This is a genomic window from Streptomyces sp. NPDC051217, assembly GCF_044455465.1.
Lineage (GTDB): Bacteria > Actinomycetota > Actinomycetes > Streptomycetales > Streptomycetaceae > Streptomyces.
Genome location: NZ_JBITEV010000010.1, coordinates 231,163 through 256,260, shown reverse-complemented (window position 1 = coordinate 256,260; position 25,098 = coordinate 231,163). Strand labels below are relative to the sequence as shown.

Here is a 25,098-nt window from a genome sequence, read left to right as displayed (position 1 = left end):
CTGCAACAAGACCGCAGAGAGCGACCGCAGCTGCACCCAACCGATCGCACACGTCCATCTCCCGCCCATGCCGCATCGATCGGCGAGCTGTCCACCGGTTCTTCCTCGATCTTGAACCGGCCGAAGTTCGGTGGGTTCTTCGGGGCGCCGGCTCTCACGTAGACATCGCGATCTACTGGTTCCCGGATATGTCAGTGAGCTTCGATGCGCCCGATGACGAAGGCACGTTCGTATGGAGCTCAAGGCAGGACCGGGCCGTCCTGACCCATGCCGTCACGGAAGCCGTGCAGTCACTTCTGCGACTCACCGGAGAGGAAGGCTGGTGGACTCGATCATGCTCCACATTCGGGGCTCCGGCGACGACGTGCTGGAGCACGTCTTCCGTCTTGCCGAGGCTCTGCGGTGCAAGGGCGTCTGCCGAGGCAGTCAGCTTGCCGCCCTTCTTGCCGCGATCGACCGGGTTCGGCCCGGTCAGCGATACCCCCTTCTTGGCGCGAACGGAGGCCGCGTCGACCATCGCCGAGCTCCAGTCCACCTCGCCCCGGGCCCCGAGTTCGTCCAGCACCGCCCGGTGCAGCCCACGCCACAGACCGGCCTCGGTCCATACCGTGAAGCGGCGATGCGGCGGTGGCGGGCGACGTGCCGAACGCCGGCGGCAGATGCCGCAAGGCACAGCCGCTGGTCAGCGCGTACACCACTGCCGTGAACACGGCCCGCTCGTCACACGGAGCGGTCCCACCACCTTGCGGACGAGCAGCAACCGATGGCAGCAACGGGGCGGCCAGCTCCCAGAGTTCATCAGGAACGGGATGCTTCGATAGATCAGCACCCACGACCGGCATCATGCCGCACGAACATCACGTCACGTGAGACACCTTCTAAGCCTTGATTGGTGCGGCCGACCTGGCGGCCTGCTCGATCTTCGCGCAGTAGGCCGCACGGGCTTCCTCGTCGATCTGCTTCTCGTGTTCGGCGCGCAACCCGGTCCGGCCGTCGAGGCCCTCGCGTAGGATATCGGCGTGCCCGGCATGCCGGACGGACTCGCTGAGGACATGGACCATGATGGCGAACAGGTTCGTGTCCTCCGCCCACCACGGCACATGGCCGGGGGCGTCGAGGGAAAGCTCGTTGATCGTCGCGTCCGAGTGTTCCCACGTGCGCCGGTAGAACCCGATGATCTGATCGCGGTTCTCGTCCTCGGTCGCCCACAGATCGCTGCCGTCGGAGTCCTGCCACCGGGGCAGCGGCTCCGGGGAAGGCCGGCCGAAGACCTCGCCGAAGTACCTGGCCTCGACGGTGGCCACATGTTTGACCAGGCCGAGGAGGTTGGTCCCGGTCGTCGTCAAAGGCCGGCGGGCGTCGTATTCGGACAAGCCGTCGAGTTTCCAGAGCAGCGCCCTGCGGTCCCGCCGCAGTCTCCCGTGCAGGTCGTCTTTCGCGAATTCATCGATCATGCGGCATGAGCCTGCCATGGGCTGCCCGTGGTCTCAAGATCCCGTACGTGGTCCGCAACGACTGGCAGAGCCGAAGCCTGGCCGTGGCCGCCGCCCTGACCTGCTAAAAGAAGTTCGCGAAACTTGCCACGTGAGACAATCTCTAAACTCGCCAAGTTCTGCAAGAAGTTCGGAATCTACTGGCACGTCTCACCGGGACGGGGAAGCACGTTCTGTCGGGGCGCGGGTGCTCGCCCCGTCAGTGAGGGCCCGCCGAAGGCTGCGTTGTGGACCCAGCGGCCATCACTTAGGTGGTTTCGGTCTGGGGGTTGTCGTCCCGGTCGGTCGCCAGCGCGGCCGGCAGCGGTAGCCCGTACTTGTCGCACAGGAATCGTGTCTGGCAGTACCGCTGGGCGTCGGCGGCCACTCTGCCGAGGACCGCGGAGTTCATGCCCGCACCGATGAGGACACCCACGAACGGCACGACCTTGGCAACGTTTTGAACGGGCACCCTGGAGCCCGCCGGGCCGAGCTGCTGCATCAACTTCTCAAGAGCGGCCAGGAGGCGGTGGTCCTGGCGGAGCTTCTGCGACCACTTTATGCGTCCCTTGACCGCGTCCGCCGCCCGTGCGGCATCACGCAACGGCTTGGCTTTGGCCGCCTGTGTCATGAAGGACCGCTGTACCAGGCGTTGGACGAAGATCTGCTCGTCGGGGTCTTTGGCGTCGTAACCGTAGGAGTACGCGATGCGCGATGCGATGGACGTGCTCAAGACCTGGATGACGAGGATGTCCGCTGTCAGCGCGACGGGGATACCGGCGACGGGGACCATGGCCAGCAGGCCCATGGCGCCACCTTCGAACGCGCCGGCGGTGCGCCACGTGAGGGTGTTGCGGGTCAGCAGCTGGTCGCAGACCTTGAGGTCCTGCTGCCGTAGTTCGGAGAAACTATCTATTTTGAAACCTCGCTTGCGGGCGAGCTTCTCGACGTTCTTCGGGTCGTTGAGCTCCATGGCCCAGTCATTGACCAGCTCAAGCAACGCGGCCGCGGCTCCGAGCGCCGGTCGCATGGCCTTGTCGGCGACCGCGTCGCCCGCGCGACGGATCGGTTCCGTGACCGCCTCTGGCACAGCGTCCGTAACCCGTCTCACGGCGTTTCCTGCGACCTCACCGGTGCGACCGAGCGCGGCGCTCGCCCAATTCGGCAGACCACGGCGGTTGTTCCGGCGCTGCCAGTGCTCGTTGAGCGTGTCCCATACCTGACTTTCGTACGCGCTCATAGGGGTTGCATCGTCGACGAGTGGGTTGGAGTAGGTGCTCATTGAGTTTCTCCATTTCGACTGTTATCAGCGGTACGTGCGGGTACCGGGGAAGGGTGCGTCGGCAGTACAGGGCCCCCGCACTGCGGCTTCCCCCACGTGTCGGCTGGTAGGACATCGTGGGTGAAGCCGACGGGGTCTCCTGGTTCACGGAGTCGGTTGGAAGGGCGACGAGTGGTAGTGCTGCCGGGGGCCCCTGACTGACGGGGGAGCGGCCGTGTCCTGTTTGACGCCCGCGCCGTCGTATCGATTGGCTGACGGACACGGGCCGCGGCAGTGCGGACGCCCGCCACCTGCGCGCCGAGCTCGCCCTGCACACCCTCGCCGCCTGGCGGACTCCTGCCCTTCCGGCGTTCGTCCTGGTGGGCGCGCTGACGGCGCCGATCCGGCCTGCGCCAGCAGTACGACGCTCCGGGCCCCGGCCAGGACTGGGACACCCTGGTGGCCAGCGCCGCCGAACTGGACGCAGACGACCGGTTCCCCTTGGCCGAGCTGCGCGCCGCCGTACCGATCCCGGATCCCACCGGCCCGGCCCTCGCCGCGCTCGCGGACGAGCTGACCGAGGCCCCCTGCACCCCACGATCTGGCCGTTGACGAACTCGCCCCGGCGGTCGTCCGGGCCCTCGCCGCTGGGTCCGGCATCGACACCCTCCGCGAGGAGCCCGTTGTTCGCCACCCCGTGCGTGTCATCCATAGTTCCTGCGCCGAGGGGCGCCGACGTACGCCGCGTGATGTTGGCGCAGAGCAGCCGGAACACCGCTCCGGAGATGGCGCCGAGACGGGAGCCACACGCACTGGGATCTCGTCGTTCCGGCATGGCCGTGAACCACCCCGCCCCCGCGTCCGTGACTTCTGTACAAGTTCCGCGGCACAGGCCGCCACCCCCACAGGAGCACTCCCATGGCCACGGCGCCCCCACAACAGGACAACTGGCTCGCGCGGCTGGCGCTGCGCTTCACCGCGGTCACCGAGAAGTGGCTGCCCGACGCGCTCGGGTTCGTTCTCGTCGGTACGTTCGCGGTCTTCGCCCTCGGACTCGCCACCGGGGAGGGGCTGTACGGGCGGCCCGACGATCCCGCCGACACCGCCGGGTTCGGGCTGGTGGACGCGTGGGGGCAGGGGTTCTGGTCGCTCATCACCTTCACGCTCCAGATGGCGATGATCATTATCGCCGGGTACGCGGTCGCGGTCTCCCCGCCCATGAGCCGGCTGATCGCCAGGATCGCGCGCGTGCCCCGTACCCCGCGTGGTGCCATCGCGTTCACGGCCGCCGTCGCCATGGGGACCTCGTACCTCAACTGGGCCTTCAGCCTCATCTTCACCGCGATCCTGGCCAAGGAGATCGCCCGACGGATCCAGGGCGTGGACTACCGGGCCCTCGGCGCCATGGCCTTCCTCGGGCTCGGGACCGTCTGGGCCCAGGGGCTGTCGGGGTCCGCCGCGCTTCAGGTGGCCAGTGAGGCGTCGAGTCCGCCGGCCGTGCAGGAGGTCATCGCGGAAGGACGTGGCAGTGGGCTCATCCCGCTCACCGAGACCATCTTCCTGTGGCAGGGCATGGTCGCCACGGCGATCATCTTCGTGATCGCGGTCGTCATGGCCTGGTTCCTCTCGCCGTCCCCCGAGCGCGCCAAGACCGCGGCGCAACTCGGCATCGACCTGGGTCCGAGCGTCGCCGAGAAGCGCGCGGAGACGCGGCGCGGGCGGCCGGGGGAGTGGATCGAGTACAGCCCCGTCTTCGCGATCCTGCTGTTCGCGCTCGGCGCCTGGTACCTCGTACGCCACTTCGCCCTCGCGGAGGGCGACCCCCTGAACGCGCTCGACCTCAACACCGTCAACCTCATCCTGATCCTGCTGGCCCTGATCCTGCACTGGCGCCCCGTCCGTCTCGCACAGGCCGTCAAGGAGGGCACCCCGGCGGCGTCCGGCGTGCTCCTCCAATTCCCCCTCTACGGCGGCATCTTCGGCATGATCGCCTTCACCGGGCTGAGCAAGACCATCGCCGGCTGGCTGGTCTCGGTGTCGAACGAGTTCTTCTACCCGGCCTTCATCGCCATCTACAGCATGGTCCTCGGCGTCTTCGTGCCCAGCGGCGGCAGCAAGTGGGTCATCGAGGCGCCGTACGTCCTGGAGGCGGCCAACCAGCTCCAGGTGAACCAGGGCTGGATGGTCGTCGTGTACGACCTCGGCGAGGCGAGCGCCAATCTGCTCCAGCCGTTCTGGATGCTGCCCACGCTGACGATCCTCGGTCTCAAGGCCCGCGACATCATGGGCTACACCTTCGCCATGTTCCTCGCCTGTTTCCCCGTCGTGCTGATCCTCGTGACCCTCTTCGCACGTACGCTTCCCTTCCCGTAGGGAAGAAGGACCGACAAGAAGCGGAGGGCGAGGTGCGGCGAATCGATGTCACAGAGCGCCGGGCCCGGCTCGGCGTACGGCACCGGCTGGCGGTGGCCGCCCGCGCGGACGGCCCCGTCGAGGTGGCGCGCGACCTCGTCACCCTCCACAGCACCGACCCGTCCTCCGTGTATGTCGCCATCTGGGCGCGGACGAACGGCGGTTCGGTACGGGACGTGGAACGCGCTGGCTTTATCGAGCACTCGCGAAGTCACTTCTCGATGGCTTTGGAAGGCACCCGCCGGGCCCGAACCTCGATATCGACGAGTACGGGAGGCGCCTCTGACCGAGGCCCGTCTGTCGGCAGCGGATCCGGACCACCGCGCCACCCGACCTCGTAGCCAGCGCCTTTGTCTTTGAACCGCCTCGATGCCGACGGCGGACGGCTGCGGCCGACGCCGCAGAGCGCTGTCCGCTTCATCGACGTTCCGTCCCGCCGCCAGGATCCGCGCCTCCCGAACTGCCCGAGAATCGCTGCTCTTCGTCATCGACAGAGCCACCCGCGAACGCGCACGGCATCGAGCGGACCCGGTTGTCGAAGTTCGACGGCACCAGCACCGGCGCGCCCACGGCGCGCAGTTCGGGCGATCTTGTCAGCAACTCCCGGAACAGCGCCTTCATCTCCTGCTTCGCCAGGAACGTGCCCAGGCAGTAGTGCGGGCCCCCGCCGCCGTATCCCACGTGCGGGTTGGGGCTCCGCGTGATGTCGAAGCGGTCCGGGTCGGTGAAGACCGACTCGTCGCGGTTGGCGGAGGCGTAGAACAGCACCACCCGATCGCCCCGCCGGAAGTCGTGGCCGTTCATCCGGTGGTCCTGGATCAGTCTGCGCCGGAACTGGATGATCGGCGTCGAGTGCCGCACGATCTCCTCGACGGCGCCGTCCGCGTACCGGTCGAAGTCGCCGAGCAGCAGGGCCCGTTGATCGGGGTGATCGGTCAGCAGGGACAGGCCGTGCGCGATCGCGTTACGTGTGGTCTCCACCCCGGCGACCATCAACAGCGAGAAGAACGAACCGAGTTGGCGGCCGTTCAGTGACTGCCCGTCGATATCGGCGTTCACGAGCGCGGAAATGAGATCCCCGGTCGGATTCCTGCGCCGCTGCCGTCCGAGGTCCGCGACCATTCCCTGCATGGAAGCCAGCGCGCGAAGGCCCTTTCCGGGTACGCGAATTCGCTGCCGCACCGTCCGAGCGACACCCGTTTCGACAGACGCCCGATTCACCTGGGCGAGGATCGACGGACGCTCCTTCTCGGGAATTCCCATCAGATTGCAGATGATTTCGAACGGCATACGTGAAGCGACCGCGGCGACGAAATCCTTCGGCCGTTCCCGGAGCAGGTCGTCCACAATGCGCTTGGCCACCGAGCGGACGTCCTCCTCCGTCGCGGCGAGAATGCGGGGGGTAAAAGCCCGCGAGACGATCCGCCGCAGCTGGGTGTGCTGCGGCTCGTCGAGATTGACCAGCGATTCGCCGAACACCGCCCGCACCCAGCGGGCCGGCTCGGGAGTGGTGACGCCGGGCGCGCTGCCGAAAACCTCCGCGTTACGGCTGGCCTCCACCACGTCCGCGTGGCTGACCAGCGCGTAGAAGCCCCGCTCCGGCCGCAGCCGACCCCCGGGCCGCTCCACGAAGTACTGCGGCGGTCCGGCGGCGCGGAGCCGGGCGAAACCCTCCAGCCTTTCGGAATGCGGCAGTTGCCAGAACGAGGGATCGGCGAGATTCGGCGTCATGTGTCCATTCCTTCCGTGACTTCGAGCTTCCCACGGCAGGCAGGACATCGGCGTGAGCCGGACGTAAGGCAGACGGGGGTATCGGAGGACTGTTCTCGCACACGGGGGCGATTAATCCGCCACTCGGGTGACGCGAACTCACATCCGGCGCCGACGGGCCGCTACTGTGCCGAAGCATGACCTCTACCAACACCGCGCAGGGAAGCCTGCAATACGCCCCTCTGCTCGGCACCCTCACGGTGATTCCCTGGACCGGTGAGCCTTCCGACGGTGAGCGCAACCCGCCTTTCCTGCTGGCCTATTCACTCGGCGACGGCCGTGACGGCGCGGAGGCCGGGGAAGAGGCGATGCACGCCGTCATCAAGGAGGTCGGGCTCAGGACCGGCCCCGGTCTGACCGATGTCGCCACGTCGCCCGGCGTTCCGATCACGCTGCTGGTGCAGGCCGGGCGGGCCGTGCTGACCATGCCGTATCTGAAGGCCCAGTGCGCCGTTCCCCCGGAGTGGGAGGAGGACGCCCGCGAGACGGGCGCGGTGTACTTCATCCTCGCCACCCAGCCGTGGCCCGAGGGCACCCCCGGCCGGCCGGTGAGCGAGGAGGAGCTGCGTGCCTTCGTCGGCGACGAGGCGGTGCTGACCGGCGCCGCGCACTGCCTGGTGCCGGTGAGCAGCCTGCGCGGCTGAGCGCGGCCCCGGCTCACAGCCCGCTCCTGCCGGCCCCTCCGTTCGCGGGGACCGTACGTCCCGCCGCGCCCCACTCCTGTACCAGAGCGCTGTAGATGGGGGTGGGGATCGGCGCGGCGGTGGGGGGAGGCGGGGTCGGCGGAGGGGGCGGGACCGCTTCGGCACGATGCTTGGGCACCGCTGAGAGGCGCTGCCATCGGGGTGCTTGAACGGAGTTCATGGTCTGGCAAACGCCGTAATCGACCCCGGAGTCACTGTGCCCGGCGTGTCGGGGGGAACAGCTGAAACGCTACTTCGAATGCGTGACCGAACCGGTGGAGCAGACACCATGACATCAGCAGTGAGCGACAACGCGCCGGCGTCCGGCGCGCACAGGTACGGGGACGAGCCCACGCGGGACGGACGGCACGCCGCCCCGGGGGTCTTCGGTGCGGGGCGGGTGCTGGCGTGGCTGCTGGTGGTGACGGGTGCGGCGGGTGTGCTGGCGTCGTGGGTGATCACGATCGACAAGTTCAAGCTGCTGGAGGATCCGGGCTTTCAGCCGGGGTGCAGTCTGAATCCGGTGGTGTCCTGCGGGAACATCATGAAGAGCGACCAGGCGTCGGTCTTCGGGTTCCCCAACCCGATGCTGGGGCTCGCGGCCTACGCGGTCGTGGTGTGTGTGGGGGCGGGGCTGCTGGCGGGGGCGCGGTACCGGCGGTGGTTCTGGCTGGGGCTGAACGCCGGAATGCTGTTCGGCGTCGGTTTCTGCACCTGGCTCCAGTACCAGTCGCTGTACAACATCGGCTCCCTCTGCCTCTGGTGCTCGCTGGCCTGGGTCGCGACGATCGTGATGTTCTCCTACGTCACCACGCACAACGTCACGCACCGGATCCTCCCCGCGCCCGGCGGACTGCGGACCGCGCTGGGAGAGTTCCACTGGGTGCTGCCGGTGCTGTGGATCGGGGCCATCGGGATGCTGATCCTGACCCGCTGGTGGGACTTCTGGACCGGCTGACCCGCCGACCCGGGTGCGCGTGAACGACGAAGCGGCCGCACGCAGAACGCGCACTCGCGTGCGACGATTCCGTGCGGCCGCCGGTGGTACGGGAGTTGGATCACCCGGGCCTGACCTGCCTGACCTGCCTGACCAGCCGGACCTGCCGGCCGACCGGCCTACTGGCCGAGGGGGATCCCACCGAGCATCGCGCCGCCCTTGCCGCCCTTGGACCCGCCGCTCAGCCCCTTCGCCACGTCGCCCAGGCTGTTGACGAGGGAGCCGTCGTTCTTCGGGTCCAGCGCATTCGTGTTCACCACCTGGGCGTCGAGCGACTCCTGGTTGGTCACCGTCTCCAGGGCCCCGCCCAGTCCGCCGTTCAGGCTCATGGGGACGTTCTCGGCGGCGAACGCCGGGGCGCCGGCACCCAGCGCCAGCATGGAGCCGGCGAGGACCGCGGCGACCTTCATGGGCTTCATGGTGAATCCTTCTTTCAACGGTTGTTCCGGCTTGCCTGACCTCGTCCTCAGTAACGATCTCCGGCCGCGCCGGACACGACGAACGGCCGTACGGGCCCCACGTCGAGGGACCTGCACGGCCGTTCTGGCTTTCTCTTCTACGGTGTTACTGAAGCTTCGGCGTCGACGGCACGCCCGGAAGCTCCGGAGCCGGCGCGGGCACCTCGGCCTCCGGCAGCTTCGGCATCTCGGGCAGACCCGGCAGGTTCGGGGCCGGCAGGCTGCCGTTCATGACGAGTGCCGTGGTGAGGTTGACCAGGGAGGTGACGACGGCCTTCGACTGGGTGGCGACGGCGTTCGCGTCCTTGGTGACGGTCGCCTTGAGGAGCGCGTCCGTGGCCCGCTGCACACAGGCGACGGCCTCGGCCGTCAGGTCGGCGGCGGCCTGGGCCTTGTCGTCGGCGCCCACGGCGTTCACCGCGTCCATGTCGCCCATGCTGCCCGTGTTGCCCGCGGGCTTGGCGGGGGCGGCCTGCGCGGCGTTCTTCACGGCGTCCAGGGCCTTCTTGATGGCCTTCTGGTGCTTCTGGACGTCGGCGGCGGAGATCTGGCCGTTGTCCGCGGCGATGACGGAGTCGAGGAGGTCGGTGACCGGCTTGATGGCGCCGGACAGCGAACTCAGGGTCCGCGTCTGCTGCTTGAGGGCCTCGGCGTCGGCGATCGGGGCGCGGTTGGCCTCGGCGCCGACACCGACCGGTGTCTCCTGGACGGTGACGGCGGCGGCGGTACCGGCGGCGCCGAGGACGAGTACGCCGCAGACGGCGGCGGCTGCGGCGCGGGATGAGACGTGGGAACGCATGAAAAGGTCCTTTCAGGACATGATGGGGGGGTTTCGTCTTCACCGTGGGTCGCGGGGCCGCCGCCCGCAACCGATCCGGAGCCCCGCCCCGTGTCCGCCATCCGGCCGCTTCGCCCCCACTGACCTGGACAGGGGCGCCGGGGAATCTCACTCGTCCGGGACGCGTGTCGCCGCCGAAAGGGTGGCCGCACCCGCCCTCGTACAGCGGAGCACCCCACGTACCTCCCGCACCCTTTACAACGGAAGAGCCGCCCGCCCCGGGACGGGGAGAGCGGCTCTTGCCGTGGGTGACGGCACTCGTACTGCTGTTCAGATTCAGGCGTTGACGCAGGTGTTGCCGAAGGCCGGGTTGAGCAGGCCGATGATGTTGATCGTGTTGCCGCATACGTTCACGGGCACGTGCACGGGCACCTGGACGGCGTTGCCGGAGATGACACCCGGGGAACCGATGGCCGCGCCCTGGGCGCCGCTGTCGGCGATGGCGGCACCGGAGGCGCCGACGACGGCGGCGGCAGCCGCGGAGGACAGAACAACAGCCTTGGCGATACGCGACATGGGGATGAGCTCCTCGGTCGTAAGGGAAGGGCGGTACGGGCGCAGTTGCCCGACTCACCGATCAACGCGGGGCGTGCTGATCGGTTGCGGTCCGAATGAGTGAAGAAACCGGTCCCGTTCCGTCAGTGGACTGTCGGAACCGGTAGGACGGCCGGCGCGCCATGAGACCGGCCGTCCCAGTGGTCAGGCGTTGACGCAGGTGTTGCCGAAGGCCGGGTTGAGCAGGCCGACGATGTTCACCGTGTTGCCACAGAGGTTGACCGGGATGTGGACCGGGATCTGGACCAGGTTGCCGGACAGGACGCCCGGGGAGTTGGCCGCGACTCCCTCGGCGGAGGCGCCGCTGTGGCCGGTGGCGGACGCCATGCCGGCACCGGCGAGGAGAAGGGCGGCACTCGACGTTGCCATGACTACGGACTTAGCGACTCGCTTCATCACCATATCCTTTCGATTTACCAGTGGTGCGACAGACTCAACGACCGGCGGCCGTTCGGGAAACGCGAGTCCGCCCGAAGAGTTCGAATGGCGGCGCCTGCTGGTTTGAGCGCGGACCGATTCCGGGAAAGCGACTGTGCTTTGGTACGGTCCGCGCGGCTCACGTGATTTTCAGTCCGCGCTCTGTAAGTGTGCACTGGCGTTTCATTCTTCCGGTCGGAGAGTCCCTATGCGCGATTGCGCGGTTCATGCTGTAAAGCGCGGTCTGCTGTTCGCCGTTACGGCGACGGCGACGGCCGTGGCAGTGGCTCCGACCCCGGTTTCTTCTGCGTCGGCCGCCTCGAGGATCTCGACGGTCTCGGAGGATTCCGCGGACGGGCCCGTGAAAGAAGCGACCCGAATTCCGTTCGGCGAGCGCTATCACGCCGTCCAGCACGGCGGGATCGTCCGGGCCGCCAACTCGGCCATCACCTGCCGGACCACGGGCCGGTTCACCCCGGTCACCCCCGCCGCCGCGTCCGCCTGCGAGGCCGCGCGCGGCGGCGCCACGGCGGCCAACGATCAGTACGACATGTTCTACACGGACCTCGACCAGGACCCGAACACCTACAACTCGACCCGGAGCGAACTGCGCGTACCGGCCGGCGCCAAGGTCAGTTACGCGCGGCTCTACTGGGGCGGGAACCTCCGCGTCGGTGAGCAGAAGCCGCCGGAGGACAACGGCCGCGTGCTGATCGCCGAGCCGGGCGGCGCGTACAAGGAAGTCCTGTCCGACACGCTGATCGGCCACCGTACGGCCGAGGGCGCCGATGCCTACCAGGCGTCGGCGGACATCACGCCGCTGGTGCGGTCCGCCGGTTCGGGCATGTACACGGTGGCGCAGATCAATGTCGCGATGGGCCGGACGGCCGCCGGCGCGTGGGGCGGCTGGACGATGGTCGTCGCGTACGAGAGGGCCGAGGACCCGCTGCGTCATCTGGCGGTCTGGGACGGCTTCGAAGCGCTCGACGCGGAGCACCCGGAGGTGCGGGTCGGGCTCGGGAAGCTGCCTACGCCGGCCGGCGCGGCGGGCACCATCGGGGTCGTTTCGTACGACGGGGACTCCGGGACGGGCGGTGATTCGCTGGCCGTCGGGACGGGTCGCGGGAATGCGCGTTCGATCGGCGACAGCGCCAATCAGGCCGATGATGTGATGAATTCAAGCATCGCGGATGACGGTATCAATCAGATTAAACGACAACCCGCTTACAAGAACACTCTCGGATATGACTCGGATATCTTCGACCTGCGTGAAGCGCTGGTCCCGGGAGGCGACACTATGAACGTCAGTTTCCGGACCGGGCGAGACTCGGTCTGGCTCGGCGCGTTTTTCGTCGCGGTGGACGCGCGGCGCTGAGCCGGCTCACGCGTCCGCGCTTCAGCGGCGCTTTCGGGCCAACCGGATTGTCCGATCCACGAAATCCCCCCCAAGAGACCCATGAGTGGAGTGAGTTGCGCGTGCGCCCACCAACGCACAGACCCGGTCCCGGCTTCACGGTGCTCCATCTCGTCCAGCCGGTCGACGGAGGAGTGGGCCGCGTCGTCGCGGATCTCGTACAGGCACAAGTCACCGCCGGAATGCGGGTCGTCGTCGCCTGCCCCGAGCAGGGGCAGCTCGGGCCCGACGCCGCCGCGCTGGGCGCCGAGACCGAGGTCTGGGACGCGACCCGCGACCCCGGGTTCGGACTGCCCGCCGAGATCCGGCGGGTCGCCGAACTGGTCGGGCGGATCCGGCCCGACGTGGTGCACGCGCACAGCGCGAAGGCCGGCTTCGCCGGGCGCCTGGCCGTACGCGGACGGATCCCGACCGTGTTCCAGCCGCACGCCTGGTCGTTCGAGGCGGTCAGCGGGACGACGGCGGCCCTTTGCCGGGGCTGGGAGCGGCTGGCCGCCCGCTGGACCGCCCGCGTCGTCTGCGTGAGCGAGGCCGAGCGGGGCCGGGGCGAGCGCGCCGGCGTACGGGCGCCCTGGTCCGTGGTCCACAACGGAGTCGACGCCGACCGCTTCCGCCCGGCGGGCACCCCCGGCGGACTCGCCTCGACGGCCACCGCCCGCGCAGCCCTTCCCCAGCTCGCCGAACTTCCCCCGGACGCACCCCTCGTCGCGTGCGTGGGCCGGATCTGCCGCCAGAAGGGCCAGGACATCCTGATGCGGGCCTGGCCCCTGGTCCTCGACCGGATGCCGGAGGCCCGCCTCGTGCTCGTCGGGGACGGCCCCGACGCCGAGCGGCTGCGCGACGGCGCCCCGCCGTCGGTGCTCTTCGCCGGAGCCGTACGGGACACCGCGCCCTGGTACCGCGCCGCCGACCTCGTCGTACTGCCCTCCCGCTGGGAAGGCATGGCGGTCGCGCCGCTCGAAGCCATGGCCAGCGGGCGCACCGTCCTGCTCAGCGATGTGGACGGGGCGAGCGAGAGCCTGCCGCCCGCCCAGCGGGCGCACTGTCTGACCGCGCCCGAGGACCACACCGCCACCGCGAAGGCGATCACCGCGCTGCTGCGCGACCGGGCGCTGCGCGAGAACTTCGGCCGCCAGGGCCACGAGCACGTAGTTCGCACCTATGACGTACGGCAGACCGCAAGGGCAATCGCAGACGTGTACCGCGACGTGGCCACCGTGCCGCGCTCCGAGCGCAGGGAGCCGATCCCCCAGTGACCAGGGAAAGCACCAGCGTCCCCGCACCCTCCGGACGCGGATCGACAGGCCACCCCGCGGCGGGTGTCGGACAGCGGGGCAGGGAACCCGGGGGCCACGGTCCCGGCGCGCTCGCCGGAACCGGCGGGCTCGGCCAGGCGACGTTCACCGCCACCGGCCTCCCGCCGCTCGGGTTCGTACCCATCGCGCCCCAGCGCGACGCGACCGACCGCGTCGCGCTGCCGTCCCGGCGCCGCACGGCCGCGCCCCTGCGCTTCGCGCTGCCGCTCGTCGCCGCCGACTGGGCGGCGGCCCTGCTGGGCACCGTCGTACTCGACTCCGCACAGCGCCATCTGGTGCTGATCGCGCAGCTCATGGCGTGCGTCGGCGTCCTCAACGCGTACGCCGGGCTCTACCGCCGGTCGGGACCGCGCATCGCACTGGACGAACTCCCGGCGCTGGCCGCGCGCGTCCTCGTCGCCTGGTGCGCCGCCGCCGCGATGCTGGCCGCGCTCTTTCCCGGGCACGCGCTGAGCCTCACCGCCCTGGTGGCGGGCAGCACCACTCAGTTACTCGGCACCTGCTGCTGCCGGGCGCTCGTCCACGGATACCGGCGGCACACGGCGCGGCACCGGCTCAGCTCCGCACTGGTCGTGGGCACGGGGCCGGAGGCGCGGCGGCTCGCCGGGCTGCTCGCCCGGCACCCCGTCTACGGCCTGCGTCCCGTCGGCGTCGTCGCCCCTGTACGCGGCGACAGGACCGGCGACCGGCACGGCGACGAGCACCCGTCCGAGGCCGAGGACGACGCCGACACCCTCGTTCCCGCGCTCCCCGTGCTGAGCACCATCGAGGAGATCCACCGCGCCGTCATCCAGAACGGCGTACGGCACGCGGTGTTCCTCGACGACACCAGGGGCGGCACGACCCCGGGGGCCGAGGCCGACCGGACCGGGCTGGTCGCGCTCTTCCACGAGTACGGCTGCGGCACGTGGTTCGTCGGCGGAAGCGGGGCCGGCGGCGCCATGTCGCAGCACCTCTGGGGCTTCACCTGCCGTCGCGTCCCCCCGCCCACCGCGCGCCGGGGCGCCTTCGCCAAGCGCCTGCTCGACGTCGCCGTCGCGGGCCCCATCCTGCTCGCGATCTCACCGGTGCTGCTGGCCTGCGCACTCGCCGTACGGTTCCTCGACGGCCCCGGGGTGCTGTTCCGCCAGGAACGCATCGGGCAGCACGGCCGCCCCTTCACCCTGCTGAAGTTCCGCACCCTGCGCCCCGCCGACGACCACGAGGCGGCCACCCGCTGGAACGTCGCCAACGACCGGCGGATGAGCATGGTGGGCCACCTCCTGCGCCGTACGTCGATGGACGAACTGCCGCAGATCTGGAACGTCCTGCGGGGCGACATGAGCCTCGTCGGCCCCCGCCCCGAACGCCCCTTCTTCGTCGCCAACTTCAGCAAGACCCATCCCGGTTACGCGGCACGCCACCGGATGCCCGTCGGTATCACCGGTCTCGCGCAGGTCCACGGGCTGCGCGGGGACACCTCCATCGAGGACCGCTCCCGATTCGACAACCACTACATCGACCACTGGTCGTTGTGGCAGGACGTGTGCATCATCATCCGAACCGCCCTCTCCCTCGTGCGCCCGGCGGGGAGCTGACGTGGCCGAACCCCGAGGCACGCTGCTCCTGGCCCCCCGTACCGAATCCGATCCTCTTCCCCGCGCCGCCTGCGCCGAACGCGACTGGCGCGAGGCGCTGCGCCGGGCGGCCCCGGTGCTGCCCGTCCTGGCGGTGGTCGCGCTCCTCGCCGTTCCGGTGGCCGGTCCCGCCGGGGACGGCTCGGCCGGCTCCGGGACGGCGGCCGACGCCGCGTCCGCGCTGCTGGTCGTCTTCTGTCTCGTACGGGTGCTGCGCGACCGCTCCCGGCCGCTGACCCGAACGGCCGCGCTGGTCCTCGGACTTCCCGTGTTCGGCGTGTGCGTCGCCGCGATCACGTCGTACGACCCCGCGTCCAGCCTGCCCGGTGTGGCGCGCTACCTCCAGATCTTCGTGCTCGTGCCCGGCGCGCTGCTGCTGCTGATCAGGCACCGCCGGGACTTCCGGCTCATCGCCTGGTCGATGGTGGTCCTCGCGCTGGTGCAGGGGCTCATCGGCGTCGTCCAGTACCTGACCGGCACCGGCGCCTCGTACATGGGCGAGGACGTCCGCGCGGTCGGCACGTTCGGACCCACCGACGTCATGGGCATGGCCACCGTCGTCTCGTACGGCCTGGTCGCCGCCGTCGGACTGGCCCTGGGCGCGGGGGCCGAGCCCGGCCCGGCCGGCGGGCGCGACGTGCCGCGCCGGCGGCGGGCCGCCGCGCTCGGCTGCGCCGCACTGCTCTTCCTGCCGCTCGTGCTCTCCTTCAGCCGGGGCGCGTGGATCGCGACGGTCGTGGCCGTCACCCTGCAACTCGCGCTCTCCGGGCTGCGCCGCGCCGCCCGGGTGGCGCTCGTGGCGGCGGCGCTCGGCGTCGTACTCGTCGGCGGACTCGGCATCGGCTCGCAGATGGTCTCCGAACGGCTCGGCAGCATCACCGAGGTCACCGAGGCGCCCGACAGGTCGGTCACCGACCGGTACACGATGTGGGCGGCGGCAGCCGGGATGTGGCGCACCGACCCGGTCACCGGCGTCGGGGTGAAGGGCTTCCCCGCCTACCGCGACAGCCACTCCTCGGTCGCGCTCTCGTCGGGCAGCGACACGGCCGGCGCGGGCAAGGCGTTCCAGCGCCAGCCGCTGCTCTCACCGCACAACATGTATCTGCTGGTCCTGAGCGAGCAGGGGATCGTCGGCCTGCTGGCGCTGGCCGGGAGCTGGGCGGCGCTGCTCGTCCTCGCGCTGCGTCGACTGCCCGGCGCGCGGCGCGGACATACGGGTGTCGACTGCGCGCTGGTCGCCGCCGGGCTGCTGATCTGGCAGCTGGTGGACTTCGGATACGCGGACATCGGCGGGCCCTCGACGGTGCTGACCGCCGTCGTGCTCGGCCTGGCCGCGTGGTGGGCGCTCGACCGCCGGGCGGGACTCCGGGAGAACGGCGGCGCGGACCAGCGCACCGTCACGGAAGTTGGCGTGGCGTGAGCGATCTGACCGACGCGACACAGTCGCCGACGGAACCCGCCGTACCCGCCGTACCCGCCGTACCCGCCGAATCCGCTCGGACCGATCAGCAGCCCGCCGTTCCCAGCCGCAGGCCGCCGCCGCCCTCGACCTCGCTGTCCAAGAAGGCCGACGCGGGCACGGCCGGTCCGGGCAGCCGCACCGGCCACCTCTCCGGCCGTTTCCTCGCCCGCGCGGCCCTGGTGACCGCCGTCCTCACCGCCGCCGGCGCGCTGCTCGGTCTCGTACGCGACCAGACCATCGCCCACCTCTACGGGGCGGGCCCCGACACCGACGCGTTCCTCGTCGCCTGGACCGTCCCCGAAGTCGCGTCGACGCTGCTCATCGAGGACGCGATGGCGCTCATCCTCGTGCCCGCCTTCAGCCTGGCGCTCGCGCGCAGGGCCCTACCTCAGCCACTCCTGCCCGAGGCGACGCCCGACCGTCGCTCCGACCGCGACCCCGTGCACGCCCTGCTGCGCACGACCCTGCCGAGTCTGCTGCTCGCGCTCAGCGCGGGCGCCGTCCTGCTGATGCTGGCGGCGCCCTGGGTGGTCGCCGTCCTGGCCCCGGGCCTCCCGGACACCCGACTGGCCGTCGACTGCACCCGGTTGACGGCCACCTGCGCGTTCAGCTTCGGCATCGCCGGCTACTGCAGCGCCGCACTGCGGGCGCACGGCAGCTTCGTACCGCCCGCGATGATCTACGTCGCGTACAACGTCGGCATCATCGCCTCGATGCTGATCCTCAGCGACCGGTTCGGGGTCCGCGCGGCGGCCGTCGGGGTCGCCATCGGCGGGGTCCTGATGGTCCTCGTCCAGGCGCCGTTCGTCTGGCGCCGGCTGCGCGAGCGCCGCGCGGCGGAGCCCGCGCACGAGCCGTCCGACGACCAGCCCGGCACCGGCCGGCCGCTCGTCGTCCTCGGACTGCTCGCCCCCGTCATCGTCTTCGCGCTCACCCGCCAGTCCCAGGTCCTCATCGAACGCTTCCTTGCCGCGCCCCTGCCCGCCGGCGCCATCTCGCATCTCAACTACGCGCAGAAAGTCGCGCAGATGCCGATGGTGCTGTCCCTGATGCTCTGCACGGTCACCTTCCCCGTCGTCGCCCGAGCCATGGCGGCCGGGGATACCGACCGGGCCAGGCGGCGCGTCGAACGCGACCTCGCCCTCGCCGGTGTCATCGTGCTCGTGGGCGCCGCGACCGTCGTCGCGTGCGCACCGCAGATCATCGAAATCCTCTTCCAGCGCGGTGCTTTCGACCGGGCGGACACAGCGGCCACCGCCGCCGTGATGCGTGTGTACGCACTGGGGCTGCTCGGCCACACCCTCGTCGGGGCCCTTGTCCGCTGCTACTTCTCCGCCGCGCGTCCCCTGTGGTTCCCGGCGCTCGCCATGCTCGCCGGGCTCGCCCTCACCACCGCGGGCGGCGCCCTGCTGGTCGGCACCTGGGGTGTCCTCGGGATCGCGGCGGGCAACGCGCTGGGCATCACCGTCACCGCCGCACTGCTGCTGGGTGGTGTCGCCCGGCACAGCGTCCCGGTGCGGGTCCGCCACATAACCGGAGGGCTCGTCAAACTCAGCGCCGCCGCCGCTGCCGCCACCGGCGCCGGATGGCTCTGCGGCGCCCTCATCCCCGCCCCCGTGCCCGCGGCGGCCGTCGCCTGTCTGGTGGTCGCCACGGTGTTCCTCGTCATCGCACGCGCCCTCCAGGTACCCGAGATCGACTCCCTCGTCCGCTCCGCCACACGAAAGCTCATCGATGTCCGCTGACACGGTCTCCGCAGGCCCCCTGTGGGCAGCCATGTACCACTCGATCACCGACTCGACCGAGGACCCCTACCAGGTGACGGTCTCGCCCGACCGGCTCGACCGGCAGCTGCGCTGGATGCGCCGCCGCGGTCTCACCGGCGTGAGCATGGAGCGCCTGCTGGTCGCCCGCGCTCAGGGCCGCGACGCCGGACTCGTCGGGCTGACGTTCGACGACGGTTACGCCGACTTCCTGACGAACGCCGTGCCGCTGCTGCACCGGTACGAGTTCACCGCCACCGTCTATGTCCTCCCCGGCCGGCTCGGTGGCATCAACGAATGGGACAGCCTCGGCCCGCGCAAGCCCCTCCTCACGGCGGACGGCATCCGCGAGGCGGCGGCGGCCGGGATGGAGGTCGGCTCGCACGGGCTGCGCCACACCGATCTCACCGAGGCCGACGACCCGCTGCTGACCGAGGAGACGCGCGGCAGCCGCGAGGCGCTGTGCGAGATCACGGGCGGGGAGGTGACCGGGTTCTGCTATCCGTACGGCACGGTCGACGAGCGCGCCATGACCGCCGTACGGGAAGCCGGTTACCGGTACGCGGTCGGCATCAGCCCCGGCCCGCTCACCGGCCTGTTCGCGCTGCCGCGTGTGCACATCGGCCAGGAGGACACCGCCTTCCGGCTCTTCCTGAAGCGCGCGCTGCACGGCCGGCGCCGCGAGCCGGTCCCGTACGGCCCGTACGGCCCCGCCTCCGTGCCCGCCGAGACCGCGACCACGGGCGAGGGCGGCGGCGCATGAAGGTGCTGCATGTCATCACCGGCCTCGGCATCGGCGGCGCCGAGCAGCAACTGCGCCTGCTGCTGCGCCAGTTGCCCACCGACAGCGCCGTCATCACGCTCACCAACCCGGGCGCCGTCGCACGGGGGATCACCGCCGACGGCTGCCCGGTCACGAACCTCGGCATAAGAGGCAACCGTGACCTCGGCGCGCTGCCCAGGCTGACCCGGCTGATCAAGGACGGCCGGTACGACCTGGTCCACACGCACCTCTACCGCGCCTGTGTGTACGGTCGTCTCGCCGCGCGCCTCGCGGGCGTACGGACCGTCGTCGCCACCGAGCACTCGCTCGGCGCCACCCAGATCGAGGGCCGCCCGCTGACCGCCGGCGCCCGCGCGCTCTACCTCGGCAGCGAACGCCTCGGCTCGGCGACCGTCGCCGTCTCGACCACCGTCGCGCACCGGCTGCGCCGCTGGGGCGTGCGCCGCGACCGTATCCATGTCGTGCCCAACGGCATCGACGTGCCGCGCTTCGGCTACGACGAGACGGCCCGGCACAAAGCACGGGCCGAACTCGGTCTGCCCGCCGACGCGTTCGTGGTCGGCGGCGTCGGCAGGCTCAGTCCGGGCAAGCGCTTCGACACGCTCGTCAGGGCCGTCGCCGCACTGCCCGGCGCCCGCCTCCTGCTCGTCGGTGAGGGCCCCGAGCGCGACCGGCTGCGCGCCCTGGCGGCCGAGTTGGGCGCCGACGACCGCGTCCTGATGCCCGGCGCGTGCGAGGACCCGCCGCCGAACCCCGCCGCCGACACCGGACCTGACCTGCCGTCACTCCTCGCCGCCATGGACGTCTTCGTGTCCACGTCCGAGGACGAGGCGTTCGGGCTCGCGGTGGTCGAGGGCCTGGCCGCCGGGCTGCCCGTCCTGCACGTCACCTGCCCCGCCCTGACGGACCTGCCCCCCGACGCGGCACCGGGAGCGCGCCAGATCGGCGGGACGGTTTCCGGCCTCGTCGCCGAACTGACCACGTTCCAGGAGCGGTTCACCTCTGGAGACGGCCCCCGCCGGCTCCCGGTACCGCCCGCCGCGCGCCACTACGACATTTCCCGCAGCGCCGAACAGCTGATGTCCGTCTACGGCCACGCCCTGCGCCGGAACGGCGGCTCGTCCGAGCGCCCCGTCCGCCGCCCCGCCACCCCCGAGGAGTGAGTTCCCGATGACCGAGAAAGAGACCGGCCGGCGCCGCGAGGGCTCATGGCCCGGCCGTGTGCTGGCGAGGATCAGGGCCCTGCCCGTCTGGTGGATCGTGCCGGTCGGCGTCCTGATCGGGGCGCTCGCGGGCGGCGCGTACGGAACGCTCCGTACCCCGCAGTACTCCGCCACCAGCTACGTACTCGTCGTACCGACCGACAAGACCGACCCGGCCGCCGCGCTCGGCTTCGCGCAGGCCTACGGGCGGGTCGCCTCACAGGTCGCCGCCCTCGGCGACGCCCAGGTGTGGGCGGGGGTCTCCGCGAAGGTCCTCAAGGAGAACGTCACCACGGTCACCTCGCCCGACGCCCCGATGATCTCGGTGACCGCCACCTCCAGCGGCCGGCAGGCGGCCGTCAGCATGGCCGACGGCGTCGCGCGCTCGCTGGTGCTCAACGGCACGCACATGCAGGGCAGTACGAACGTCCGGGTGGTCCAGTTCTCCCGTGCGGTCAAGCCCACCAGCCCCGTGTCGCCGTCGGCGCCGCTGGCCGCGCTCGTCGGCGCCGCCGCGGGCGGACTCCTCGCCGGACTCGTCGCGCTGGTCCGTCCGAAGCGCCGGCGCGGCGAGGTGCACGTGCCGGTACCCGGTCCCTCGGCGGCGCCCGTGCCACAGACGGAGAGTGTGTGATGGCCGCGGAATCGACCACCCGGCGCACCCGCCGGACAGGCGCGGCCCCGGGCAAGACCCTCGGCAGAGGCACCTTCACGGCACTGACCTCCGAGATCTGCCGGGACCCGGACCGTTTCGGCTCCCTCGCGGCCGAGTGGAACGCGCTCCACCGGCGCTCCGGCGCGGCCACCCCCTTCCAGAGCCACGCGTGGCTGCACTCCTGGTGGCTGTCGTACGGCACCCCCGGCCGGCTCCGCGTCGTCCTCCTGCGCCGTGACGGCACCCTCGTCGGCGCGGCGCCGCTGATGCTGGTCCACCGGCCCTTCCCCGTCCTGGTCCAGCTCGGCGGCTCCATCTCCGACTTCTCCGACGTCCTGATCGACGACGACTGCGCCGACAGCGCGGCCCCGGCGCTCGCGAAGGCCCTCGCCAACGCCGCGCGCACCGCCGTGATCGACCTCCGGGAGGTACGGCCCGGCGCCGCCGTCGAACGGGTCTACGGGTGCTGGGACGGCCCGCGCGACACGCTGCCCGACTCGCCCTGCCTCGAACTGCCCGCCGTCCCGATCGACGAACTGCTCGGCCGTCTCTCGTCCTCCCGCGCCCAGCGCGTCAGGGCCAAGATCCGCAAGATCGACTCGGTCGGCATCGAGGAACGCGTGGTGCCCCGGGACGAGATCCCGACCGCCGTCGAACGGCTCCTCCATCTCCACCGGCTCCAGTGGCAGGGACGCGGTGTCACCCAGGAACACCTCAGCGTGCGCTTCGCACAGCACCTGACCCGTTCGGTGCGGGCCATGGTCGAGTGCGGCGACGCGATGGTCACCGAGTTCCTGCTCGGGGGAGAGGTGGTCGCCGCCGACCTCACCCTGATGTCACCGCGGCTCGCGGGCGGCTATCTGTACGGCGCCGACCCGATGCTGCGCGACCGGAAGGTCGACGTCGCCACGATGCTGCTGCGCGAGAGCGCCCGGCGGACCAGCGCCGACGGGCGCGCGACGCTGAGCATGCTGCGCGGCAACGAGCCGTACAAGCACCACTGGCGCCCGGAGACCGTCTGCAACCAACGGCTGCTGATGGCGCGCGGGATGATGGCGCCCTCGCTGCGGCTGGTCGCCGCCCACGCCGCCGCGCGCGGCCGGGCCGCCGTCCTGGTCAACGAGCGGCTGCCGGCGATGAAGGCGGGCCTGGCGAAGCGCACACGCCGGGGCGGCGGCAAGGAATGATCCTGCCGCCGCCGGGACGATGACCGGTCAGGTCAGCCAGCGCTCCCACCCGCCGAAGCGGAGACAGATCCTCTTGCCGAGGAGGGTCTCGATCCACGAACTGAGCGTCAGCGTCTTGCAGTCCGAGGGCGTCTCCGGCTTCGCCGGGGTGCTGGGATCCGGCCGGGGCTCGACAGGCGTGGCCGGCGGGACGCTGGGCTCCGGTTCGGGCCGCGGCTCGGGCTTCTGCCCGTACAGCATCGAACGGAACACCTGCGCGGACCGCGGATTCTCATGGCACTGATATACGCCGTGCGGGCAGTAATCAGTGAGCGTGTGATAGAGCGGCCGGTGGTCCTTGATCCATTTGAGCATGCCCCGCATGTATTCGGGGTTGTCGCCGTTGCGGAAGAGGCCCCACTCCGGATAGGAGATAACCTTTCCATGCTGAGCGGCGAAGTCCACATGGTGACGGAGCCCGAACGGCTCATTCACCTGCTCCTCGAACGTCCGCCCCGGCGGCTGGTCATAGGAGTCCATCCCCAAGATGTCCACGACGTCGTCGCCCGGATAGCAATCGGTCCAGGGAATGGCGTCCCTTCCGCGGTTCGGAGCGAAATCGAAACGGAATTCCTGGCCGGGCACCGCGCGCATGGCACCGACGATCCGCTTCCAGTACGCCTTCCACGCCCGTGGGTCGGGGCCGCAGCGATGGGTGTACGTGGTGCCGTTCATCTCCCAGCCGAGCACGACGACCGTGTCCGGCACACCCAGGGAGACGAGCCGCTCGGCCAGGATCTCGAAGTGCCGGTCGTAGTCCCCCCTCGCTCCACGGCGCAGTTCCTTGCGGACGGCCATGTCGCGGACCCGGCCCTCGTTGCGTTCGAGCATCGGGACGTTGAGCACGAACATGCGGTCGTCGCGGGCCTTCTTCCAGTCGGCCCAGTCCTTCAGGAAGCTCGGGCTGCCCTCGATGTTGGACCAGACGTCGCCGGGGAGGTACGAGTGCCCGACCCGCAGTTCCGTACCGCCGAGCCACTTCTGCATTCCGGCGATACGGCGGACGCCCTCGGGGCCGAAATCGAGGTACGCCCCCATCGCCGGTGATTCCACCTCCGGTGGTTCGGGGCTGCTGGGGGAATCGGGGCCGGCGGCGAAACTCGCCATCGGCAGCACGGAACCTGAAGCAAGGAGGCCGGCCGTGATGACACCCACCCAGGTGCTGATCAGCCGTCGTCTTCGATAGGCCATGTGTGCTCCTCATGAGGGGACGTGTTCCGTGTCGCACTGCTCCAAAAGTATTTCTAATAAGCCGATCGGGAACCCGGTCCGGCCTTTCACTAGACCGTCCGTGGATTTCACCCCCCGCATGGGTCATCGAAATGAAGGACACCACCGTGGCGAGCTTTGACACCAGCGTCCCCGCCGTGCTTGTGCGGCTTGACCGGAATCCGTTCCACCACGGGACCCTTGGCGCCGTCAGATCCCTCGGCCGGGCGGGAATCACGGTCCACGCGGTGATCGAGTCGCCGCGCAGCCCCGTCGCCAGATCCCGGTATCTGCACAGCGGCCATCCGCGTCCTGACCGCGTCTCAGGGCATGCGCCGGGGTGCGGTACGGGGCCCCGGGCCACGGCCGACGAGGGGGAGGAGTTGCACGGACTGCTGCTGCGGATCTCCGAGCAGCTCGGTACCCCCGCCGTCCTCGTCCCCCTCGACGATCTGAGTGCCATCTCGGTCGCCCGGCTGAGACCCCGGCTGGCCGGCCGCTATCTCCTGCCTGAACAGCCGTCAGGCCTGCCGGAGCGGGTCGCCGACAAGGCGGAGCTGGCCGAGATCTGCTCCACCCTCGGGCTGCCACACCCTCGCACGGTTGTCCCCGGCAACAGTGGGGAGGCCGCGCGGGCGGCCTGGACACTGGGGCTGCCGGTGGTCGCCAAGTGGAGCCGTCCGTGGCTGCTGCCCCAGGGCTCCGGGCTGCGCAGCACCGTCGTCGTGCGCTCGCCGCGCGAGGCCAGGGAACTGTTCGGGCGCAGCGCGGAGGCGGGGAGCCGGCTGCTGCTCCAGGAGATGCTGCCGCGCGGGCGCGATCTGGACTGGTTCTACCACGGCTACAGCGGCGGCGACGGCACGATCCTGATCGGCGCGACCGGACGCAAGGAACGGTCGTGGCCGGTGGCCGCCGGGCTGACGGCGGTCGGCCGCTGGCTGCCCAACCCCACCGTGGAGCGGCTGGCGGGCGAGGTGATCGCCGCGCTCGGCTACCGGGGCATCCTCGACCTCGACTTCCGGCTGGACGCCGCCACCGGCGCGTACCACCTCCTCGACTTCAACCCCAGACCCGGCGCGCAGTTCCGTCTCTTCACCGACCCGGCCGGCACGGACGTCGTACGGGCGCTGCATCTGGACCTCACCGGGCGCCCCGTCCCCCCTCTGGTCCCGGCGCACGGCCGGACCTTCGTGGTCGAGCACTACGCGCTGCTCTCCGCGCTGTCTGCGCTGTCTTCGGCTCGGCGCCGGAAGCCGGCGCGGGCGCGGTCAAGGGCCCGGCGGATCCGGCCGGCGAGCACGGAGGCGGCGTGGTTCGCGCGGGACGACCCGCGGCCCGCGTACGCCATGACCGCGGCCTGGCTCCTGCACGCGGCGCGCGGCAGCGCACGCCGGCTCCGGTTCCGGCCCCGGCCGCGTACCGGGCTGCCGGTGCCCGAGCGGGCGCCGCGGTCGCTCCTGTCCGGCGTACGCCAGCGCCGGCACGCGCCGGACGCCGCACCCGACAGCACCGCCCCACCCGTCCCGCGCTGACCGGCACCGAGCGCCGGTCCGCGACCAGCGGACCCCGAGAGAAGAGAGAGCGGCAA

General features: G+C 70.8%; 23 protein-coding genes and 1 pseudogene. 14 read left to right on the top strand and 10 right to left on the bottom strand.

The features are described 5' to 3' along the window. Positions 1 to 172 precede the first annotated feature (172 nt). The 4 genes and pseudogenes from ACIBBB_RS23220 to ACIBBB_RS23205 form a co-directional block, all read right to left on the bottom strand. Positions 173 to 565 carry a hypothetical protein gene (locus ACIBBB_RS23220; protein ID WP_398985035.1) on the bottom strand — a complete coding sequence of 131 codons (393 nt, stop codon included), beginning with the start codon at positions 563 to 565 and terminating at the stop codon, positions 173 to 175. Between the two features lie 82 nt (positions 566 to 647). Next, positions 648 to 842, bottom strand: a pseudogene (locus ACIBBB_RS23215) (transposase); the annotation flags it as partial. Positions 843 to 878: 36 nt separating this feature from the next. After that, on the bottom strand, positions 879 to 1,454 hold the full coding sequence (locus tag ACIBBB_RS23210; protein ID WP_398984857.1) for a DinB family protein: 576 nt from the start codon (positions 1,452 to 1,454) through the stop codon (positions 879 to 881). Between the two features lie 286 nt (positions 1,455 to 1,740). After that, positions 1,741 to 2,754, bottom strand: a complete 1,014-nt coding sequence (locus ACIBBB_RS23205; protein ID WP_398984855.1) for an EcsC family protein — start codon at positions 2,752 to 2,754, stop codon at positions 1,741 to 1,743. 438 nt (positions 2,755 to 3,192) lie between these two features. Here ACIBBB_RS23205 and ACIBBB_RS23200 point away from each other — a divergent pair, with 438 nt between their 5' ends. Together ACIBBB_RS23200 and ACIBBB_RS23195 are read left to right on the top strand one after the other, a co-directional pair. After that, the gene (locus ACIBBB_RS23200) at positions 3,193 to 3,345 is read left to right on the top strand and encodes a hypothetical protein (protein ID WP_398984853.1); all 153 of its coding nucleotides are present in this window, start codon (positions 3,193 to 3,195) and stop codon (positions 3,343 to 3,345) included. A 306-nt stretch (positions 3,346 to 3,651) separates the two neighbouring features. After that, positions 3,652 to 5,106 carry a short-chain fatty acid transporter gene (locus ACIBBB_RS23195; protein WP_398984852.1) on the top strand — a complete coding sequence of 485 codons (1,455 nt, stop codon included), beginning with the start codon at positions 3,652 to 3,654 and terminating at the stop codon, positions 5,104 to 5,106. Between the two features lie 456 nt (positions 5,107 to 5,562). On the opposite strand, the gene ACIBBB_RS23190 is transcribed toward ACIBBB_RS23195, so the two are convergent. Then, on the bottom strand, positions 5,563 to 6,876 hold the full coding sequence (locus ACIBBB_RS23190) for a cytochrome P450 (protein WP_398984849.1): 1,314 nt from the start codon (positions 6,874 to 6,876) through the stop codon (positions 5,563 to 5,565). 176 nt (positions 6,877 to 7,052) lie between these two features. Here ACIBBB_RS23190 and ACIBBB_RS23185 point away from each other — a divergent pair, with 176 nt between their 5' ends. Continuing rightward, complete coding sequence (locus tag ACIBBB_RS23185; RefSeq protein ID WP_398984848.1) at positions 7,053 to 7,559, top strand: DUF5949 family protein; 507 nt, start codon at positions 7,053 to 7,055, stop codon at positions 7,557 to 7,559. A gap of 328 nt (positions 7,560 to 7,887) precedes the next feature. Next, entirely contained in the window at positions 7,888 to 8,556 is a 669-nt protein-coding gene (locus ACIBBB_RS23180; protein WP_398984847.1) for a vitamin K epoxide reductase family protein, read from the top strand. 158 nt (positions 8,557 to 8,714) lie between these two features. On the opposite strand, the gene ACIBBB_RS23175 is transcribed toward ACIBBB_RS23180, so the two are convergent. The 4 genes from ACIBBB_RS23175 to ACIBBB_RS23160 all read right to left on the bottom strand — a co-directional run bounded on the left by ACIBBB_RS23175 (position 8,715) and on the right by ACIBBB_RS23160 (position 10,842). Next, entirely contained in the window at positions 8,715 to 9,014 is a 300-nt protein-coding gene (locus ACIBBB_RS23175; protein WP_398984845.1) for a hypothetical protein, read from the bottom strand. A gap of 145 nt (positions 9,015 to 9,159) precedes the next feature. After that, on the bottom strand, positions 9,160 to 9,852 hold the full coding sequence (locus ACIBBB_RS23170) for a hypothetical protein (protein WP_398984843.1): 693 nt from the start codon (positions 9,850 to 9,852) through the stop codon (positions 9,160 to 9,162). 315 nt (positions 9,853 to 10,167) lie between these two features. Next, complete coding sequence (locus tag ACIBBB_RS23165) at positions 10,168 to 10,407, bottom strand: chaplin (protein WP_398984841.1); 240 nt, start codon at positions 10,405 to 10,407, stop codon at positions 10,168 to 10,170. A 183-nt stretch (positions 10,408 to 10,590) separates the two neighbouring features. Continuing rightward, positions 10,591 to 10,842, bottom strand: a complete 252-nt coding sequence (locus ACIBBB_RS23160) for a chaplin (protein ID WP_398984839.1) — start codon at positions 10,840 to 10,842, stop codon at positions 10,591 to 10,593. A gap of 229 nt (positions 10,843 to 11,071) precedes the next feature. Here ACIBBB_RS23160 and ACIBBB_RS23155 point away from each other — a divergent pair, with 229 nt between their 5' ends. The 9 genes from ACIBBB_RS23155 to ACIBBB_RS23115 all read left to right on the top strand — a co-directional run bounded on the left by ACIBBB_RS23155 (position 11,072) and on the right by ACIBBB_RS23115 (position 22,262). Continuing rightward, a complete protein-coding gene (locus ACIBBB_RS23155; RefSeq protein ID WP_398984837.1) occupies positions 11,072 to 12,238 on the top strand; it encodes a DUF3344 domain-containing protein in 1,167 nt (388 codons plus the stop codon). A gap of 101 nt (positions 12,239 to 12,339) precedes the next feature. Then, positions 12,340 to 13,533, top strand: coding sequence for a glycosyltransferase (locus ACIBBB_RS23150; protein ID WP_398984835.1), 1,194 nt, complete (start codon positions 12,340 to 12,342; stop codon positions 13,531 to 13,533). After that, positions 13,530 to 15,170, top strand: coding sequence for a sugar transferase (locus tag ACIBBB_RS23145; protein ID WP_398984833.1), 1,641 nt, complete (start codon positions 13,530 to 13,532; stop codon positions 15,168 to 15,170). Before ACIBBB_RS23150 ends, ACIBBB_RS23145 begins: the two co-directional genes overlap by 4 nt. Positions 15,171 to 15,267: 97 nt before the next feature. Further along, positions 15,268 to 16,629, top strand: a complete 1,362-nt coding sequence (locus ACIBBB_RS23140) for an O-antigen ligase family protein (protein WP_398985025.1) — start codon at positions 15,268 to 15,270, stop codon at positions 16,627 to 16,629. Further along, positions 16,626 to 18,416 carry a murein biosynthesis integral membrane protein MurJ gene (gene murJ / locus ACIBBB_RS23135; protein ID WP_398984832.1) on the top strand — a complete coding sequence of 597 codons (1,791 nt, stop codon included), beginning with the start codon at positions 16,626 to 16,628 and terminating at the stop codon, positions 18,414 to 18,416. Before ACIBBB_RS23140 ends, murJ begins: the two co-directional genes overlap by 4 nt. Continuing rightward, a complete protein-coding gene (locus tag ACIBBB_RS23130; protein ID WP_398984829.1) occupies positions 18,406 to 19,197 on the top strand; it encodes a polysaccharide deacetylase family protein in 792 nt (263 codons plus the stop codon). Before murJ ends, ACIBBB_RS23130 begins: the two co-directional genes overlap by 11 nt. After that, complete coding sequence (locus ACIBBB_RS23125; RefSeq protein ID WP_398984827.1) at positions 19,194 to 20,381, top strand: glycosyltransferase; 1,188 nt, start codon at positions 19,194 to 19,196, stop codon at positions 20,379 to 20,381. Before ACIBBB_RS23130 ends, ACIBBB_RS23125 begins: the two co-directional genes overlap by 4 nt. A 7-nt stretch (positions 20,382 to 20,388) precedes the next feature. Then, entirely contained in the window at positions 20,389 to 21,054 is a 666-nt protein-coding gene (locus tag ACIBBB_RS23120; RefSeq protein ID WP_398984825.1) for a lipopolysaccharide biosynthesis protein, read from the top strand. Then, positions 21,054 to 22,262, top strand: a complete 1,209-nt coding sequence (locus ACIBBB_RS23115; protein WP_398984823.1) for a GNAT family N-acetyltransferase — start codon at positions 21,054 to 21,056, stop codon at positions 22,260 to 22,262. Before ACIBBB_RS23120 ends, ACIBBB_RS23115 begins: the two co-directional genes overlap by 1 nt. A gap of 27 nt (positions 22,263 to 22,289) precedes the next feature. Here the strand turns inward: ACIBBB_RS23115 and ACIBBB_RS23110 are convergent, their stop codons facing one another. After that, complete coding sequence (locus ACIBBB_RS23110; RefSeq protein WP_398984821.1) at positions 22,290 to 23,492, bottom strand: glycoside hydrolase family 26 protein; 1,203 nt, start codon at positions 23,490 to 23,492, stop codon at positions 22,290 to 22,292. Positions 23,493 to 23,638: 146 nt separating this feature from the next. On the opposite strand from ACIBBB_RS23110, the gene ACIBBB_RS23105 reads away from it, so the two are divergent. Next, on the top strand, positions 23,639 to 25,042 hold the full coding sequence (locus tag ACIBBB_RS23105) for an ATP-grasp domain-containing protein (RefSeq protein WP_398984819.1): 1,404 nt from the start codon (positions 23,639 to 23,641) through the stop codon (positions 25,040 to 25,042). Positions 25,043 to 25,098 lie beyond the last annotated feature (56 nt).

Bases quoted from the DNA above. Each gene is read 5' to 3' on its own strand.
- ACIBBB_RS23210 (WP_398984857.1), bottom strand. From the start codon at position 1,454: ATGATCGATGAATTCGCGAAAGACGACCTGCACGGGAGACTGCGGCGG.
- ACIBBB_RS23205 (WP_398984855.1), bottom strand. From the start codon at position 2,754: ATGAGCACCTACTCCAACCCACTCGTCGACGATGCAACCCCTATGAGC.
- ACIBBB_RS23195 (WP_398984852.1), top strand. From the start codon at position 3,652: ATGGCCACGGCGCCCCCACAACAGGACAACTGGCTCGCGCGGCTGGCG.
- ACIBBB_RS23190 (WP_398984849.1), bottom strand. From the start codon at position 6,876: ATGACGCCGAATCTCGCCGATCCCTCGTTCTGGCAACTGCCGCATTCC.
- ACIBBB_RS23185 (WP_398984848.1), top strand. From the start codon at position 7,053: ATGACCTCTACCAACACCGCGCAGGGAAGCCTGCAATACGCCCCTCTG.
- ACIBBB_RS23180 (WP_398984847.1), top strand. From the start codon at position 7,888: ATGACATCAGCAGTGAGCGACAACGCGCCGGCGTCCGGCGCGCACAGG.
- ACIBBB_RS23175 (WP_398984845.1), bottom strand. From the start codon at position 9,014: ATGAAGCCCATGAAGGTCGCCGCGGTCCTCGCCGGCTCCATGCTGGCG.
- ACIBBB_RS23170 (WP_398984843.1), bottom strand. From the start codon at position 9,852: ATGCGTTCCCACGTCTCATCCCGCGCCGCAGCCGCCGCCGTCTGCGGC.
- ACIBBB_RS23165 (WP_398984841.1), bottom strand. From the start codon at position 10,407: ATGTCGCGTATCGCCAAGGCTGTTGTTCTGTCCTCCGCGGCTGCCGCC.
- ACIBBB_RS23160 (WP_398984839.1), bottom strand. From the start codon at position 10,842: ATGAAGCGAGTCGCTAAGTCCGTAGTCATGGCAACGTCGAGTGCCGCC.
- ACIBBB_RS23155 (WP_398984837.1), top strand. From the start codon at position 11,072: ATGCGCGATTGCGCGGTTCATGCTGTAAAGCGCGGTCTGCTGTTCGCC.
- ACIBBB_RS23130 (WP_398984829.1), top strand. From the start codon at position 18,406: ATGTCCGCTGACACGGTCTCCGCAGGCCCCCTGTGGGCAGCCATGTAC.
- ACIBBB_RS23125 (WP_398984827.1), top strand. From the start codon at position 19,194: ATGAAGGTGCTGCATGTCATCACCGGCCTCGGCATCGGCGGCGCCGAG.
- ACIBBB_RS23120 (WP_398984825.1), top strand. From the start codon at position 20,389: ATGACCGAGAAAGAGACCGGCCGGCGCCGCGAGGGCTCATGGCCCGGC.
- ACIBBB_RS23115 (WP_398984823.1), top strand. From the start codon at position 21,054: ATGGCCGCGGAATCGACCACCCGGCGCACCCGCCGGACAGGCGCGGCC.
- ACIBBB_RS23110 (WP_398984821.1), bottom strand. From the start codon at position 23,492: ATGGCCTATCGAAGACGACGGCTGATCAGCACCTGGGTGGGTGTCATC.